This window comes from Pseudomonas bohemica, from assembly GCF_002934685.1.
GTDB lineage: Bacteria > Pseudomonadota > Gammaproteobacteria > Pseudomonadales > Pseudomonadaceae > Aquipseudomonas > Aquipseudomonas bohemica.
On sequence record NZ_NKHL01000081.1, the window covers coordinates 26,564 to 43,167 of the forward strand.

The window sequence follows — 16,604 nt, forward strand, 5'->3', positions numbered from 1 at the left end:
ATCATTGGCGCGCCTGCTTTGGCTCACGGACACCTGCATGAAACTCCTCGAACTGCTCAAGACCCGCAAAACCAGAAAGCATCTGCGCAGTCTGGATAAACTCGAACGCGCGCCGGAGAAGATCCGTCTGCGTTATCCGCACTACGTCGTGGGCGTGGGAACCTACGGCATTCCGGAAGTGTTCGAATTCGGTGACGACACCATCCTGCGTATCGGCTCGTACACCTCGATTGCGGGCGGGGTGCAGATTCTGCTTGGCGGCGAGCATCGCACCGACTGGCTCACCACCTATCCCTTCCCGGCCATGATGAAAGGCCTGGAAGACATCAGGGACTACGCGCCGAGCAAGGGTGACGTGGTTATCGGCAGCGACTGCTGGATCTGCGCCGGGGCCACCATTCTGTCGGGCGTGACCATCGGCCATGGCGCTATCGTCGCTGCTGGCGCGGTGGTCGCCCGGGACGTGCCGCCGTTCGCTGTAGTCGGCGGCAACCCCTGCAAGTTCATCCGCTGGCGATTCGATGAGGATGTGCGTGAGCAGCTGCTGCAGGCTGCGTGGTGGGATTGGTCGATGGAGGAGGTCAAGTCGGTCGCGAGAATTCTTTCAGGCTCGGATCTGAGCACCTTTCTGGAATACATCAGGTCGCGCAAGGCGGCGTGACAGGAATGCCCAAGCGTTAGAGCGAGACGCCCTGCGTCGGGAAATTTTCAAACTGTGACATCATTTTGATATCGTTTGTGGCGTTGTAGCTGAAACGATTAATTCGGATGCTGTCCCCTGACTTGAAGGTATGCCCATGAACCTCAGATCCCTCAACATCGCGCCACGGGCGTTGCTTTGCTTTGGTTTCTTCGCGCTGTTGGTCACCGTGCAAGGTGTTTTCTCAGTGTGGCAGTCCGCCGATCTGAAACAGGCCCAGGAAGTGGTGGAGACGACCGTCTTGCCGACAGTGCAGCGCATCGGCGATATCGGCAATAACCTGACTTCCATTCGACTGTGGAACTCCGTGGCGCGAACGGCTCCTGACGCCGACACCGAAAAGCAGGCCCGCCAGCGAGTCGCCAAGGCGCGCGAGGAGCTGCAGGGCAACGCCGACAAGCTGCAACCGCTGATGACGACGCCCGAGGCGCAGAAGGTCTATACCGATCTGCAAGCAACCCTCGCGACCTACCTGGGCGTGCACGTGCGTTTTCTCGATGCGGTCGAACAGAAGCGCGACGATGTGGTCAACGCCCTGGTGTCTGCCGATGGGGAGATGACCGTGGCCGCTGATGGGTTGAACAAGGTCATCGCCCATGCCAATCAGTTGGTCGACCAGAGAGTCACCGCGACTGCGCAGGCTGCCGACGCGACTTACGTTCAGGCGCGCAACGTCACTGTCGCTACCGTCGTCGTCGCGCTACTGGCGACTCTGGCTTTGGCCGGCGTTTTCACCCGTAGCCTGAGCGCGCCTATCGCCAGGGCGCTGAACGTTGCCGAGCGTATTGCCGGTAACGACTTCAGCCAGCCGGTTCAGGTCGATGGCCGGGATGAACCCGGTCGCCTGCTTCAGGCGCTGTCGGTCATGCAGGACAATCTGCGGCGCACGGTCGTGCAATTGAGCGATTCGTCCAATCAGTTGGCCTCGACCTCTGAGGAAATGTCCGCCGTGACCAATGACGCGATGCAGGGCATTCAGCGGCAGAACGATGAGATCAACCAGGCCGCCACGGCGATCAACCAGATGAGCGCAGCTGTCGAGGAGGTCGCTCGCAACGCGGCCCAGGCTTCCCAGGCTGCCCGGGATTCCAGCGAGTCAGCCGAAAATGGACACCGTCGCGTTGAAGAGACAGTCAGCGTGATCACCGAACTGCACGGCGCGGTCGGGACCACGGCCATTGAAATCGATGGTCTGGCGGTGCAGGTCAAGGACATCAGCGCTGTATTGGACGTGATTCGCGGCATCGCCGACCAGACCAATCTGCTGGCCCTGAACGCCGCCATTGAAGCGGCGCGGGCAGGGGAGGCCGGGCGTGGATTTGCCGTCGTCGCCGACGAAGTGCGGGCGCTGGCCCATCGCACCCAGCAGTCGACCGCGGAAATCGAACGCATGATCACCTCGATCCAGAATGGCGCGGGCAAGGCCGTGACGGCCATGAGTAACAGCAGCGATCGCGCGCAGGAGAGCCTGAAGGTGGCGCAAGCAGCGGGGCAGGCGTTGGCCGAAATCACCGCAGCCATCACCCGGATCAACGAGCGAAACGTCGGTATCGCCGCGGCAACGGAGCAACAGGCGCAGGTAGCGCGGGAAGTAGATCGCAGCCTGACCAGCATTCGGGACCTGTCCAGTCGGACCGCAGCAGCGGCCAGCCAGACGTCAGGGGCCAGTGGCGAGCTGTCGCAATTGGCCGTGGGTTTGAACGGCATGGTGCAGGTGTTCAAGGTTTAACCGACACGGATGGTCCGAGTAAGGGCCAGCGTGTTGGCCCCTGCAGTCAGGCATCGGTCTGTCGCGCCGCGGGGCTATCCGGTGCTTTTGCCGGCCCGAGCACTATGGCCAGATGCCGTAAATCCTCGATATCCACGCTGATGCTTTTGCCCGAAGGGCTGGCGTTCAGCGTGCCTAATGCAAACACGGTAAAGAACCGCACTTCATCGGCATGGCTCAGCAGCTCGCTGATGTAGCGGCTGGAGCGGTAGGCCTGCATCTGGGCGGGCGAAACGTACAACGTCACCAGCTTGCCTTGCAGCCGATCAAAGAATTTGAACCTGAACCCCGTGCCGTAGCGCTCCACCAGACCGCCGCCATAAAGTACTCGGCGCTCCTCCCCCAGTTGGGCGAATTTGATATGGCGGAAGTACGAACGCAGGGACACCTCACCCTGACCGGGAATGCGCAAGGTCAGCAGCGCGAACTCCTCCCTGGTCAGTTGCGCCTGAGCCTGGCGGAAGCTGTCCACCAGCCGTTCGAAGTTGTTGGTGCGGGTTTCTGTAGGCTGTTTGTTTTTCAGTGTGTCAGGCGCAGACTGCACATCTGCGGGCTTTTCGTCGGGAGTCTTGTCGGGTCTGGCTGCAGCGGGCTCCGATTTCACTCGTTCCTTGAGTGCGGGATCGAACACATCTATGTAGTCATCCAGCTTGCGCTTGGCCTTGCGCAGCGCGCTTTGCACTTCAGTTTCCTGAGCCCCAGGCGTGTGTTCGCCAGCATCGGTTTCATCGACCCATTCACAATCGACGTGATGCTCGTAATTGGGGTTGGCCCGGAAATGCGCCGACACGAAGGTCGGATGCTCTTGTGGCTTCACGTCATAACGCACGCCGGTGATCTTCACGCCCTGCGCACGACAGGCCTCCGTCGAGCATAGAAAGTTGAAGCGCGCGCGAGGGGGCTCCTGGGAGAAATACTCGCGCCGCGCAGCAACGATCGACAGCTCCTGCTGCAGTTCGACACAGAACGCGCGGGTGATGCTCTTGCTGGTCTTCATGGATGCGGCAGGGTCCTTCGCCGAGATGACATGCGGGCATGATGCTGAATCGCCAGAGAGCTGCACAAGCCCCTGTTTCCGTATGGCTGGCGGGCGGTGGTGATCTCGATCAAGCCACCGCCCGCCAGGCCGGACTGCTACACAAATCCGCGAACGCGGCGAGGGTGATTGCCTACTCCGTCGGCACCGCCAACCACTGGGCCACCACGCTGTGATACGCGCCGGTGGCCTTCGACAGATGCAGCCATTGATCCACGTACGATTTCCAGCTCACGTCGTCACGGGGGAGCAGATACGCCTTCTCGCCATACTGCATGTAGCGCGACGGATTCACCGTACACAGCCCCGGCATCCGTTTTTGCTGGTACAGCGCCTCTGATGCGTCGGTGATCATCACGTCCGCTTTCTTGTCCAGCAGTTGCTGAAAGATGGTTTTGTTGTCGTGAAATTCGAGCTTCGCGTTGGGCAAATAAGCCTTGGCGAAGGCTTCGTTGGTGCCGCCCTGCGGCTCGATCAGGCGCACATCAGGCTGGTTGATCTGCACAATGCTTTGGTATTTCGACTCATCCTCGCAACGCACCAGCGGCACCTTGCCATCAACATCCAGCGTGTCGCTGAAAAACGCCTTCTTCTGCCGCTCCAGTGTCACCGAAATCCCGCCCACCGCGATGTCGCACTTGCCCGCGGTGAAGTCAGTCATCAGGGTTTTCCAGGTCGTTGGCACCCACTGCACCTTCACCCCCAGACTCTGCGCGAGCGACTGCGCCAGCTCGATGTCGATCCCCTCGTATTGCCCGTCGGGATTGAGAAAGGTGTACGGCTTGTAATCGCCAGTCGTGCAAACGGCCAAACTTCCCTTCTGCTGGACCGTGTCCAGATGCGAGACCGGCTCAGCGGCCTGCGCCTGAGCGACGGCCAACATGCCTAGCAAGAGGCTGGCGGTAATGCGTGCTTTCATCGTGTCGCTCCCCGTGAATCAATGACCCCGGCTGCCGTTATAAAGGCGAGCAGGGCATATAGGAAGGCCGGGAGTAACATCGCCCAGGGGGGATGGGTGCAGGCCAAGGCAGGTGCAGCGAAAGCGATAGCCCTATGAGTGCGCCTGATTACATCGGCGATGACCGCCCGCCCCGAACCTTCGCTCGATGATGCCGGTACAACGCCACCCCCGCCGCAATCACCACGATGCCGATGAAGATCGGCAGCCGATAAGGCTTCAGGTTCCCCAACAGATTCTCCAGCGCCTCGCCCGCCCAATAACCGCCCATGACGAACAACGTGGCCCACACCGCCGCGCCCAGCAGGTTGACCAGCGAAAAGCGGATCGGCGACAGGCGACTCGCACCAATCACCAGCGGCCCGACCAGACGCATGCCGTAGAGAAAGCGCACAGAGAAAATCGACGCAGTGGGGTAGCGTTCGATCAGCGCTGACACCCGATCGATCGTCGCTTGCTGACGATGCAGGCGCGGCAGTATCCGGGGGCCGAAATAGCGTCCGGTCCAGAACAGAATCTGGTCTCCTACCATCCCGCCCAGCGTGGCCACCGCGATCACATCGATCAGGCGCAGGGAAGTCTGATGCGCCGCCAGTCCACCCAGAATCAGGATGGTCTCGCCTTCCAGCAGGCAACCGATGAACACGGCCCAATAGCCGTAGTTGACGAGCAGATAATTGATGTCGAGATGGTCGAACATGAGAACCGGTGCCTCGAAATAGGTGAGCAGCCGCTGGGGCATCTGGCGGGGCAAGCCGTTCGACCAGAGCGCGGCGTGAACAGTTCTATCGCGTTGCGCCTTCGGCCAGGAACGGCCTTGGACAGCCTTCGATGGGCGGTAATCCCTTGGTTGTCCAAGTGGCGTCAGCGCTGTGCCTGGGTCAAGTGAGTGTAAATAATCTGCAAAGGTGGTCCCCTTTGCTTGTCCGTGCCTTTTGCGCAAGGCTAAATGGCAACAAATTGCAACATCACCGGTCGCCCGGAGCCTTCGACCTGGCTGATATGCCTGCCGGTGCCCTCTGCAAACAGGTCCCACGCCGACCGGTGAATGTTCAATATTAGATCGTCGCCCGTTCCACCCTTGCCCTTTGCCCACGCAGAAGTGTCCATGACCCAGATTTCAGCAGCCCGCTCACGTAAGCGCCTTGTCCTGGCGCTCCTGATAGCCGCAGCCATTGGCGCTGTTTTTGTCTACATCAAGCACACACCGTCGGCCACGCCAGCAGCAGACGCTGGCAGCCCTGCGGCGGCTGGCCCCGGTGGACGCCGGGCCGGGCCGGGTATGGCTGATGGCAATGCAGCCGTCAGCGTTGCCGTCGGCACCGCAGGCACCGCTGACGTGCCAGTGATCCAGCAGGCGCTGGGTACGGTCATACCCAACTATTCCGTCACAGTGACCAGCCGCGTTGACGGCGAACTGATGGCTGTTTACTTCACGGAAGGGCAGTACGTGAAAAAGGGGCAGTTGCTGGCGCAGATCGACCCGCGTGCCTATCAGGCCACGCTGGACCAGTACCAGGGTGAGCTGGCGCAGAACCAGGCGCTGCTCAAAAGCGCGCAGCTGACTGCCGAGCGTTACAAGCGGTTGTTCGCCAAGGACTCTATCGCCAAGCAGGACCTGGACACGCAGATCGCCACCGTCGGCCAGTATGCCGGTGCGGTGAAGGCCGATGAGGGCCAGATCGATGCGGCTAAACTCAATCTGGTCTACGCCAAAATCGTCTCGCCTATCGACGGCTACGTCGGCCTGCGCCTGGTGGACCCTGGCAACATCGTGGCGTCGAGCAGCACTACCGGCATCGCCACCGTGACCCAGACCAACCCGATCGCCGTTACTTTCAGCTTGCCTCAGGCTCAGTTGGCGACGCTGCTGCCCAAGGTGCGCAAAGGTGAGTCGTTGAGCGTGCAGGCCCTTGACCAGCTGGGCACCACGCCGTTGGCCAATGGCACGCTCAAATTCATCAGCAACGAAATCGACACCGCCACCGGCAGCATCAAGCTGAAGGCGCTGTTCGAGAACCCAGACGAGAAGCTCTACCCCAACCAGTTCGTCAACGTGAAGTTGACCACCGACATTCTGCACAACGCTGTGGTGGTGCCGTCGGCCGCTGTGCAACTGAGCAGCGATGGCGAGTTTTTGTACGTGGTCAAGGACGGCAAGGTCACACGGCGCAGCATCAAGGTTGGCCCGGCAATGGGCGAACAGATGGTGATTACCCAGGGCGTGAACAAGGGCGAGCAGGTTGTCACTCGAGGCATCGACCACCTGCGTGAAGGCAGCAAAGTAGAGGTCGAAAAACCGGCCAGCACCGACACCGCTGCGGTTCAGCCCGTTAAGCCAGCCACTGGCAACGTCACCCCATGAACCCGTCGAGACTGTTCATCCAGCGTCCGGTCGCGACGATGCTGCTGATGCTGGCGGTGATGCTGGCCGGTATTTTCGCTTACCGCTTGCTGTCCACCTCGGCACTGCCGGAAGTCGACTACCCAACTATCCAGGTCAGTACGTTGTACCCGGGCGCCAGTTCCAGCGTCCTGGCTTCCGCCGTCACTGCGCCGCTGGAGCGTCAGTTGGGGCAGATGTCGGGCTTGTCGCAGATGTACTCGACAAGTTCGGCCGGCGCTTCGGTGATCACCCTGAAGTTCTCTCTGGACCTGTCCCTGGACGTCGCCGAGCAGGAAGTGCAGGCGGCCATTAACGCTGCCGACAGCCTGCTGCCCACTGACCTGCCGAACCCCCCCACTTACAAGAAGGTCAACCCGGCCGATACTGCCGTCCTGACCCTGGCGGCGACTTCAGACAGTTTGCCGCTGACCCGGGTGCAGGATCTTGTGAATACCCGCGTGGCGCTCAAACTCTCGCAGATTTCCGGCGTGGGCATGGTCAGCCTGGCTGGCGGTCAGCAGCCGGCGGTGAAGATCGAAGTCAATCCAACCAGTCTCGCCGCCCACGGCCTGACTCTGGAAGACGTCTATGACAAGGTCAACGCCGCCAATGTGAATGGCTCCAAAGGCGGTTTCGATGGTCCCTCGCATTCCATCACCGTCGACGCCAACGACCAGTTGCGCGATGCGGTGGAGTACGGCGAACTGGTGCTGACCTACGAAAACGGCGCGGCCCTGCGTCTCAAGGATGTGGCGACCACCGCCGAGGCGCCTCAGGATCAGTACCTGCAAGCCACGGCCAACGGACAGCCGGCGATCGTCATTGCCGTGCAGCGCCAGCCCGGCGCGAACGTCATCGAAGTGGTGGACAGCATCAAGGCGAAACTGTCGACGTTGCAGACGGCATTACCCGACTCGGTCAAGCTGAGCGTGATCAGCGACCGTACGCAGACCATCCGCGCTTCCATCAAGGACGTGCAGATCGAATTGATGCTGTCCATCGGCCTGGTGGTGCTGGTGACCTTCGCCTTTCTCGGCAACTTCACCGCCACGCTGATCCCCAGCCTGGCAGTGCCGCTGTCGCTGATCGGGACTTTCGGTGTGATGTACCTGGCGGGCTTCAGCGTGAACAACCTGACGCTGATGGCACTGACCATCGCCACCGGTTTCGTCATCGACGATGCCATCGTGGTCGTGGAGAACATATCCCGCCATCTGGAGGAGGGCGAAGAGCCGATGGCGGCGGCTTTCAAAGGCTCTCAGGAAATCGGCTTCACCATCATTTCGTTGACCTTCTCGTTGATTGCCGTGCTTATCCCCTTACTGTTCATGGGCGACGTGGTCGGGCGACTGTTTCGAGAATTCGCCATCACGCTGGCGGTGGCGATTCTGGTGTCGATGGTCGTTTCCCTGACCCTCACGCCGATGCTCTGTGCCCACTTGTTGCGTCATGTGCCGGAGGACGGGAAGGGGCGTTTTGCCACATGGGGCGATCGCCAGTACCAAAAGGTGCTGAACGCTTATGATCGCGGCCTGACATGGGTACTGGATCACCAGCGTCTGACCCTGCTTGTGGCGGTCGCCACGGTGGCGCTGACCGGCTTGCTCTATCTGATCGTGCCCAAGGGGTTCTTCCCCACTCAGGACACAGGCTTGATCCAGGGTTACACCCGCGCTTCGCAAGATGTTTCGTTCAGCGAAATGGCGCGTCGACAGCAGGCCATGGTCGAGGTCGTGCGCCGGGACCCGGCCGTGGCATCGGTGTCGTCCACCATCGGTGTGGATGGCAACAATAACTCGCTGAACAACGGTCGCGTGCAGATCGAGCTCAAGCCGTTCGAAGACCGTGACGACACTGCAACGCAGGTCATCACCCGCCTGGAACAATCCGCGAGCGGCGTGTCCGGTATACAGCTGAACCTGGTGTCGTCCCAGGACCTCACCGTCGACGACCAACTGACCCCTAGTCAGTATCAGTTCACGCTGGACGATTCGGAAAGCGCCAACCTGTCCGCGCTGGTCCCCAGGTTGATGGAGAAATTGCAGCATCGCCCCGAGATGCGCGACGTCATCGACAACTTGCAAGACCAGGGCCTTGTGGCCTACGTCGAGCTGGATCGGGCGGCCGCCATGCGTTACGGCATCAGCGCCTCGGACGTCGACACCGCGTTGTACAACGCCTTCGGCCAGCGTCTGATTTCCACCATTTTCACCCAGTCCAACCAGTACCGCGTGGTGCTCCAGGTGCCGGGTCAGTTCCAGCAATCGCTGGCGTCCTTTGGCAACATCTATCTGGCAGCGACGACGGGTACCACTGCGACATCGACCACGAGTAGCACGTCATCGAGCACGAGCAATTCGACAAGCACGTCCAATACCACCACGCCGGCGCAAATGGTGCGCCTGACTGACATCGCCAAGGTCGGCCAACGCACCGGTTCGCTCTCGCTCAGCCGCCTGGACCAGTTCCCGGCCGTGACCCTGTCGTTCAACCTGGCCGATGGTTATTCGCTGGAGCAGGCCCAACAGGCTATCAGCCAGGTCATGACCGAACTGGATGCGCCGAGTAGTATCACCCTGCGTTATCAGGGCGCCGCAGAGGCGTTCCAGGCCGCGACCGGCAATACGTTGTGGCTGATCCTCGCCGCGCTGGTGACGATGTACATCGTGCTTGGCATGCTTTATGAGAGCTTCATTCACCCGGTCACCATCCTCTCGACGTTGCCTTCGGCGGCCATCGGCGCGTTGCTGGCGCTGTTGCTGACCGGCACCGAGTTCAGTCTGATTGCGTTGATCGGCGTGATTCTGTTGATCGGCATCGTCAAGAAGAACGCGATCATGATGATCGACTTCGCGCTGGAAGGTCGTCAGCATCAGCGCCTCAATGCGCGCGACGCGATCCATCGGGCGGCACTGTTGCGGCTGCGGCCCATCTTGATGACCACGCTGGCGGCATTGTTCGGCGCCTTGCCGCTGATGCTCGCCACTGGCGCCGGTGCCGAGCTGCGTCGGCCATTGGGCCTGGTGATCGTTGGCGGGCTGTTGCTGAGCCAGGTGCTGACGCTGTTCACCACCCCGGTGATTTACCTGTTGTTCGATAGCCTGTCGGAACGCGCCAAGGCACGTCTGAACCGGGGCAGGGCCGAGGCATGAACCTGTCGCGGCTGTTTATCCGGCGTCCGGTAGCGACCTTGCTGCTCAGCCTGAGCATCACGCTGGCCGGCATCCTGGGTTATAAGCTGTTGCCCGTGGCGCCGCTGCCCCAGGTGGATTTTCCGACCATCATGGTCAGCGCCTCGCTGCCCGGTGCCAGTCCTGAAACCATGGCTGCCACGGTGGCCACGCCGCTGGAGCGCAGCCTGGGCCAGATCGCCGGCATCACCGAGATGACGTCCACCAGCAGCCAGGGATCCACCACCCTGATCCTGCAATTTGAATTGGATCGCGACATCAACGGCGCCGCCCGCGACGTGCAGGCGGCCATCAACGCCTCGCGCAGTCTGTTGCCAAGTTCCATGCCGTCGCTGCCCACTTACCACAAGGCCAACCCGTCCGAGGCGCCGGTGTTGATGTTGGCGCTGACGTCTTCGACGCGCAGCCCCGGCGAACTCTACGATTTGGCCTACAGCAAACTGCAGCAGAAAATCGCTCAGGTGAACGGCGTGGGCGAGGTGTCGGTACGTGGGGGCGCGTTACCGGCCGTGCGCATCGATGTTCAACCCAACCTGCTCAATCACGCGGGCATTTCGCTGGAGACTGTCCGAGAAGCGATCAACAACGCCACCAAAGCCAAGCCCAAAGGCATTCTGCAGGGCGAGGGGCAGAGTTGGGTGATCGACGGCAATGACCAGATCGACAAGGCCAGTGACTATCAGGACCTTGTGATTACCTACCAGAACGGCGCTGCCATACGTCTGCGGGATGTGGCCAATGTCTACGACTCGGTGGAGGACACCTTCGTCGGCGGCTACTACAACGGTCAACCCTCGGTGACTCTGGGCGTCACCCGCCAGGCGGGCGCCAACATGCTGCAGACCATCGACAGCATCAAGGCGCTGTTGCCTGAGTTGCAGCGGGAAATTCCGGGTGATGTGCAACTGATCAGCGTCATCGACCGTGGCCCGACAGTGCGCTCGTCCCTGCACGACACTGAAGAGACGCTGCTGATCGCCACGTTGCTGGTGATCGCGGTGGTCTTCGTGTTCCTGCGCAACCTGCGTGCAACGTTGATTCCGGCGGTGGTGCTGCCAGTGTCGCTGATCGGCACTTGCTCGATCATGTACCTGCTGGGCTACAGCCTGGACAACCTGTCACTGATGGCGCTGATCATCTGCACCGGCTTCGTGGTGGACGATGCCATCGTCGTGCTGGAGAACATCGCCCGCTATCAGGAACAGGGCATGCGTCCGTTGCGGGCGGCACTGATGGGCACCCGCGAAGTGGGTTTCACGGTGCTGTCCATGACCTTGTCGCTGATTGCAGTGTTCATCCCCATCCTGCTGATGGGCAGTATCGTCGGTCGTCTGTTCCGCGAGTTCGCGGTGACCCTGAGCATTGCGCTGGGTCTGTCGATGATCGTCTCCCTGAGCCTGACGCCGGTGCTGTGCGTACTGCTTTTGCGTCAGCCCGCTCACGACGCCCGCGAGCCGCGTCTTTACCGGTGGATCGAGGCGGGGCTCGCCCGCATGCAGGGTGCCTATCTGACGGCGCTGGCCTGGGTCATGCGCCATCGTCTGCTGACCATGCTTAGCCTGCTGCTGACCGTAGCGCTCAACGTTTACCTCTACGCCACGGTGCAGAAGGGTTTCTTCCCGGCTCAGGACACAGGCGTGCTGATGGGGGCCGTGCGCGCCGACCAGAACATTTCGTTCCAGGCGCTCAAGCCGCACCTGTTGCAGATCGCTCACGACCTGGCCGCCGATCCCGATGTCGAGGCAGTGATGTCGTCAACTGGTAGCGGCAGGGCAGGGTCGCGCAACACCGGTGACTTCTTCGTTCGGCTCAAGGACTACAAGCAGAGGACCAGCAGCGCCGCCGCAGTGGCCAACCGGCTGACCCGAGCGAACAACAAGGTAGCGGGCATCCAGGTATTTCTCATGCCCGCCGAAGACATTCGTGTAGGCGGGCGTAGCGCCAACGCCACCTACCAGTTCAGCCTGCAGGCCGATGACCTGGACCTGCTCCGGGTGTGGGAGCCCAAGGTTGAGGCGGCGTTGCGCGCATTGCCGCAATTGACCGGGATCGACTCGGATTCGCAGACCGGGGGCCAGGAGCTCAAGCTGCACATCGACCGCGCCGCCGCCGCGCGCCTGGGAGTGAGTGTCAGCGACATCGACAACCTGTTGAACAACGCCTACAGCCAACGGCAGGTCGCGACCCTGTACAAGACGCTTAACCAATACCATGTGGTGATGGGCCTGGACCCGGTGTACACCAGTGACTCGACGATGCTCGATCGCATGTACGTGATCAACGGCGACAACCAACAGGTGCCGCTGACCGCATTCGCTACCTTCAGCCCGGACAACGCACCGCTGGCCGTAGCCCACCAGGGACAGTCGGCCACCAGCACCATTGCCTTCAACCTTCAGGATGGCGTGTCCCTTGAGCAGGCCACCGCCGCCATCAACAACGCTGTCGACAAGGTCGGCCTGCCGCGTGACATCCAGTTCGGTTTCGCTGGCACCGCCCAGGCCTATGCAGCGCTGGCGGCGAGCATGCCGTGGCTGATCGCCGCGGCGTTGCTGGCGGTGTATATCGTGCTGGGGGTGTTGTACGAGAGCTATATCCACCCGCTGACCATCCTGTCGACATTGCCCTCCGCAGGCGTAGGGGCGCTGCTGCTGCTCAAGGCGGTCAACATGCAGCTCACGGTGATCGCCCTGATCGGCATTCTGTTGCTGATCGGGATCGTCAAGAAAAACGCCATCATGATGATCGACTTCGCTCTGATGGCCGAGCGCGACCGTAAAGTGGCCCCCGAGCAGGCGATCATCGAGGCCTGCCGCATGCGTTTCCGACCCATCATGATGACCACCCTGGCCGCCTTCTTCGGCGCCTTGCCCCTGGCCCTCGGCAGCGGCGGCGATGCGGACCTGCGCAAGCCTCTGGGCGTGGCCATCGCAGGTGGCCTGGTGCTGAGCCAATTATTGACGCTGTTCACCACGCCGGTGGTGTACCTCTATCTTGACCGCCTGAGCCGTGTCTCGCGGCGTTTCTGGCACACGCGTATCCGCCGCGCCCATGTGCCCGGTTGACTGAAGGTTGAATGAATGAACGCTCTATTGCCGTCCCGCCTCTGCATCGCCGTGCTGCTGGCCTCCAGCCTTCTGGGAGGCTGTATGGTCGGGCCCGATTACCAGCGCCCGACTGCGCCGGTTTCCACCACGTTCAAGGAAGCCGAAGGGTGGAAAGCGGCGAACCCCCAGGACGAATTGCCCAAGGGCCCATGGTGGGAGCTGTACCAGGACCCGCAACTGAACGCGCTGGTAGCGCAGGTGCAACTCAATAACCAGAACGTGGCGCTCTACGCCGCCCAATATCTTCAGGCCCTGGCCCTGGTGCGTGAATCCCGCGCCGAGCTGTTGCCGACCCTTAGCGGTACTGCGTCAAGCACCCGCAGCGAGACCGCCACCGGCTCTTCCTCCAGCGGCAGCAGTGGCGGCGGGATCAACAAACAACATTCGGCCAGCTTGAGCCTGAGCTGGGAAGCCGACATTTGGGGCAGGCTGCGGCGCACCGTGGAAGAGGACCGTGCCAGCGCCCAGGCCAGCGCAGCAGACTTGGCCAACGCCACGCTCAGCGCGCAGTCGTCGCTGGCTCAGGACTACTTCCAGTTGCGCCTCCTCGATCAGCGTATCGCGCTGTACCGCGAAACCATTGCCGGTTACGGCCGCTATCTGCAGATAATTCAGAACAAATACGACGAGCAGATCTCTTCGCGGGCCGATCTGGCCACCGGCAAGACCCAGCTGCAGAGCGCTCAGGCTTCGATGCTCGACCTGCAGTGGCAACGCGCGCAATACGAGCACGCCATCGCCCTGCTGATCGGCAAGGCACCGGCCGATTTCGCGCTGGCGAACGACGCGTCCTGGCGCTACCACATACCTGACGTGCCAGTGGGTGTGCCCAGCCGCCTGCTCGAACGCCGCCCGGATATCGCCGCGGCCGAACGTGAAATGGCCGCTGCCAACGCCGCTGTCGGCGTCGCCACCGCTGCGTACTACCCAGACCTGACCCTCAGCGCCAGCGGTGGCTATCAGAGCTCGGCCGTGAGCAACCTGTTCTCCTTGCCGAACCGCTTCTGGTCGATCGGACCCAGCCTGACCGGCACAATCCTCGACTTTGGCGCCACCCGCGCCAACGTAGAGCAGGCTCGCCATGCTTACGACGCAGCGGTCGCGACCTATCGACAGACCGTACTCACCGGATTGGGCGAGGTCGAAGACTATCTGGTGGAGCTACGCACGCTGCAGCCTGAACTCCAAGCGCGGCGTAACGCTGCACAGTCAGCGGAAGATTCGGCGGCGGTCAGCCGTGATCAGTACGAAGCTGGTGTCATCGACTACCTCGACGTCGCTACCACTCAGGCCACCAGCCTCAACGAACGCCAGACCCTGCTCAGCCTGGTGGCCACGCAGTTGATCACCAGCGTTCAATTGCAAGCCGCACTGGGTGGATCCTGGACGGGCGAATAGGGGTGACCTGGCAGGGCCGGGCGCGCGGAGTTGGTGGGCAGGGCTAAATACTGAGAGTCCGGATCAAGGCCTGCACCGCCGCTCGCATTCGCTAATGCGAATCGATTTCTGAGTTGGCCGGAGGTTGTAGGAGCCTCAACTCCGCGCCCTTCAATTGGAAAACCAGGCTTGGCTCTGCCTCCAGGATAACGCCCGCCTCCTGGGCATCCCTCGATGAGCACGCCACCTGGAAACTCGACAGCGACCATCGCTGAGCGCGTGGCTCAACGCCAACGGCGAATGGACCAAGCAAATTCTCATCAGCGAATCCGGCCTGATCGCCATGCTGGTTCATCACTACGTTCCCGAAAATCGTGCGTTGCGGCATTGGCTCACGCACGACGTATTACCGTAAGGGTTCAGCGAAGTCACCTTACTTTTCCCCGTTCGATTTCGTACCTAACGAGTCAGCCAAGACGAAAGTCCCGGATGGCAGTAAACGTCTGAACATCGCGTCTTGCACGGCACTAACCTGTACACAATAATGTGGCAGCGCTTGATCAATGGCGGTAGCTGCCAGCAAGGCCGCCGGTCGTCTAGCAACCCACGGAAGACATTCACTATGGAAGTGACAATGCCTTCACTGCCTATCGGGCCCATCGCATCTGCACCTGAATGTCGCCCCCCTTCCAAGCGGAGCCATGTAGGTCGGAGTGTCAAGCTCATGCCCATGACCAAGAGCCACGCGCAAGAACTATGGCGCGCTGCTCAAAAGGCGGACGAGAGTTGGACATATCTCGGCTACGGCCCGTTCGGATCCTACGAGGACTTCGAAGCACATGTGGCTAGACTTGAAGGGCTTCTAGACCAGCCATTTTTTTCTGTTCTACTCTCCAATGGAAACATTAGCGGATGGATTTCGTTTTGCGACATCGATACGGATAACGCCGCTCTTGAAATAGGCAGCATCTGGTTCTCACCAGAAATGCAGCGGACTCGACCCGCAACCGAGGCGATATACCTGCTTATTGACCACGCTTTTTCTATTGGCTTCAACAGAGTGGCTTGGCGGTGTAACGCGCTCAATATGCTCTCTCGAAATGCGGCGCTACGACTAGGATTTTCCTTTGAGGGCATTTGGCGTCAAGCTCAAATTATCAAAGGCAGATGGCGCGATACAGCTTGGTATGCTCAATTTGCAGAAGAATGGCCAGCTAACAAGCTCCTTATTGAGCGGTGGCTGGCCGATGATAACTTCGACGCTAATGGCCGTCAGTACACCTCGCTACGGTGAGAGGTGAGGCTAGCAGCCCGACCAACATACCTTTTTACAACGATGCCTATGGCGATTGGGGGCCACTATGCAGACTTCGCTGGATCACTTAGTCATCGTGGCGCCTACGTTGGTAGCGGGTGACCGCTTCGTCAGTCAGCGACTGGGTGTTGAGCTTCAACCAGGCGGTTGCCATCCGCTTATGGGAACCCATAACAAACTGCTGCGGCTAGGTACACATTTCTATCTAGAAGTGATCGCTATTAACCCAGCGGCCCTGCCTCCAGACCGGCCTCGGTGGTTTGGCCTGGACGGGCTGCCAGACAACGTATCTCCTCGGCTAGCCCATTGGGTCGCTAAAACCGACACATTTAAAACGCTCAGCCCGGTGCTCGCAGAGGTCGTCGGCCAGGTGCAGACGATGAGCCGAGGGGAGCTGTGCTGGGATATTACAATTTTAGCGGACGGCAGACTGCCTTTGGAGGGGGCCGCACCCAGCCTGATTCACTGGGGACAGCCGGTGCACCCTGCGACGATGCTTGAAGATAAAGGCTGCTCATTGCAGGTGCTCGATATCTTTCATCCTTCGCCAGAGAGGATTAGCCACCTGCTTGACGCCATGAATTTTTCGGGGCCAGTTCGACTCCATAGGTGCGATAGCATTGAGGCGTCACGCTTGGTTTCCTATATCGAAACTCCAAGTGGCCTTAGGACTTTATAGGGCAAACTGTAGTGGTCAACTAATCCCGGACACGACGTTAAGTTTTTTCCTCGGCCCTCGCTGGAGCCAACCCATCGTTGAATTGAT

General features: G+C 60.8%; 11 protein-coding genes and 2 pseudogenes. 10 read left to right on the forward strand and 3 right to left on the reverse strand.

Features of this window, described 5'->3' with window-relative positions; translation table 11 throughout:
- Window positions 1-37: 37 nt before the first annotated feature.
- From CE491_RS04200 to CE491_RS31160, 3 genes and pseudogenes are all read left to right on the forward strand, one after another.
- Window positions 38-661 (forward strand): CatB-related O-acetyltransferase, encoded by a 624-nt coding sequence (locus CE491_RS04200; RefSeq protein ID WP_110947103.1) that lies wholly within the window; start codon window positions 38-40, stop codon window positions 659-661.
- A 136-nt stretch (window positions 662-797) separates the two neighbouring features.
- Window positions 798-1,574: pseudogene (locus tag CE491_RS31155) on the forward strand (MCP four helix bundle domain-containing protein); the annotation flags it as partial.
- Window positions 1,575-1,664: 90 nt separating this feature from the next.
- Complete coding sequence (locus CE491_RS31160; RefSeq protein WP_407681328.1) at window positions 1,665-2,429, forward strand: methyl-accepting chemotaxis protein; 765 nt, start codon at window positions 1,665-1,667, stop codon at window positions 2,427-2,429.
- A gap of 46 nt (window positions 2,430-2,475) precedes the next feature.
- On the opposite strand, the gene CE491_RS04210 is transcribed toward CE491_RS31160, so the two are convergent.
- The 3 genes from CE491_RS04210 to CE491_RS04220 form a co-directional block, all read right to left on the reverse strand.
- Window positions 2,476-3,465 carry an ATPase gene (locus CE491_RS04210; protein WP_110947105.1) on the reverse strand — a complete coding sequence of 330 codons (990 nt, stop codon included), beginning with the start codon at window positions 3,463-3,465 and terminating at the stop codon, window positions 2,476-2,478.
- Window positions 3,466-3,637: 172 nt separating this feature from the next.
- The gene (locus CE491_RS04215) at window positions 3,638-4,423 is read right to left on the reverse strand and encodes a transporter substrate-binding domain-containing protein (RefSeq protein ID WP_110947106.1); all 786 of its coding nucleotides are present in this window, start codon (window positions 4,421-4,423) and stop codon (window positions 3,638-3,640) included.
- 148 nt (window positions 4,424-4,571) lie between these two features.
- Complete coding sequence (locus CE491_RS04220; protein WP_110947115.1) at window positions 4,572-5,162, reverse strand: DedA family protein; 591 nt, start codon at window positions 5,160-5,162, stop codon at window positions 4,572-4,574.
- 408 nt (window positions 5,163-5,570) lie between these two features.
- On the opposite strand from CE491_RS04220, the gene CE491_RS04225 reads away from it, so the two are divergent.
- From CE491_RS04225 to CE491_RS04255, 7 genes and pseudogenes are all read left to right on the forward strand, one after another.
- A complete protein-coding gene (locus tag CE491_RS04225) occupies window positions 5,571-6,827 on the forward strand; it encodes an MdtA/MuxA family multidrug efflux RND transporter periplasmic adaptor subunit (RefSeq protein ID WP_110947107.1) in 1,257 nt (418 codons plus the stop codon).
- Entirely contained in the window at window positions 6,824-10,000 is a 3,177-nt protein-coding gene (locus tag CE491_RS04230) for an efflux RND transporter permease subunit (RefSeq protein ID WP_110947108.1), read from the forward strand. Before CE491_RS04225 ends, CE491_RS04230 begins: the two co-directional genes overlap by 4 nt.
- Window positions 9,997-13,104: an efflux RND transporter permease subunit gene (locus CE491_RS04235; protein WP_110947109.1), complete on the forward strand. Its 3,108-nt coding sequence runs from the start codon at window positions 9,997-9,999 to the stop codon at window positions 13,102-13,104. The genes CE491_RS04230 and CE491_RS04235 overlap by 4 nt, the downstream gene beginning before the upstream one ends.
- Before the next feature lie 15 nt (window positions 13,105-13,119).
- Window positions 13,120-14,544 (forward strand): efflux transporter outer membrane subunit, encoded by a 1,425-nt coding sequence (locus tag CE491_RS04240; protein ID WP_110947110.1) that lies wholly within the window; start codon window positions 13,120-13,122, stop codon window positions 14,542-14,544.
- A 139-nt stretch (window positions 14,545-14,683) separates the two neighbouring features.
- Window positions 14,684-14,932, forward strand: a pseudogene (locus CE491_RS30650) (BRO-N domain-containing protein); the annotation flags it as partial.
- Window positions 14,933-15,247: 315 nt separating this feature from the next.
- On the forward strand, window positions 15,248-15,817 hold the full coding sequence (locus CE491_RS04250) for a GNAT family N-acetyltransferase (RefSeq protein ID WP_199884987.1): 570 nt from the start codon (window positions 15,248-15,250) through the stop codon (window positions 15,815-15,817).
- 67 nt (window positions 15,818-15,884) lie between these two features.
- The gene (locus CE491_RS04255; protein ID WP_110947112.1) at window positions 15,885-16,517 is read left to right on the forward strand and encodes a VOC family protein; all 633 of its coding nucleotides are present in this window, start codon (window positions 15,885-15,887) and stop codon (window positions 16,515-16,517) included.
- Window positions 16,518-16,604: the final 87 nt, after the last annotated feature.

Bases quoted from the DNA above. Each gene is read 5' to 3' on its own strand.
- CE491_RS04235 (WP_110947109.1), top strand. From the start codon at position 9,997: ATGAACCTGTCGCGGCTGTTTATCCGGCGTCCGGTAGCGACCTTGCTG.
- CE491_RS04240 (WP_110947110.1), top strand. From the start codon at position 13,120: ATGAACGCTCTATTGCCGTCCCGCCTCTGCATCGCCGTGCTGCTGGCC.
- CE491_RS04230 (WP_110947108.1), top strand. From the start codon at position 6,824: ATGAACCCGTCGAGACTGTTCATCCAGCGTCCGGTCGCGACGATGCTG.
- CE491_RS04220 (WP_110947115.1), bottom strand. From the start codon at position 5,162: ATGTTCGACCATCTCGACATCAATTATCTGCTCGTCAACTACGGCTAT.
- CE491_RS04250 (WP_199884987.1), top strand. From the start codon at position 15,248: ATGCCCATGACCAAGAGCCACGCGCAAGAACTATGGCGCGCTGCTCAA.
- CE491_RS04200 (WP_110947103.1), top strand. From the start codon at position 38: ATGAAACTCCTCGAACTGCTCAAGACCCGCAAAACCAGAAAGCATCTG.
- CE491_RS31160 (WP_407681328.1), top strand. From the start codon at position 1,665: ATGCAGGGCATTCAGCGGCAGAACGATGAGATCAACCAGGCCGCCACG.
- CE491_RS04210 (WP_110947105.1), bottom strand. From the start codon at position 3,465: ATGAAGACCAGCAAGAGCATCACCCGCGCGTTCTGTGTCGAACTGCAG.
- CE491_RS04225 (WP_110947107.1), top strand. From the start codon at position 5,571: ATGACCCAGATTTCAGCAGCCCGCTCACGTAAGCGCCTTGTCCTGGCG.
- CE491_RS04255 (WP_110947112.1), top strand. From the start codon at position 15,885: ATGCAGACTTCGCTGGATCACTTAGTCATCGTGGCGCCTACGTTGGTA.
- CE491_RS04215 (WP_110947106.1), bottom strand. From the start codon at position 4,423: ATGAAAGCACGCATTACCGCCAGCCTCTTGCTAGGCATGTTGGCCGTC.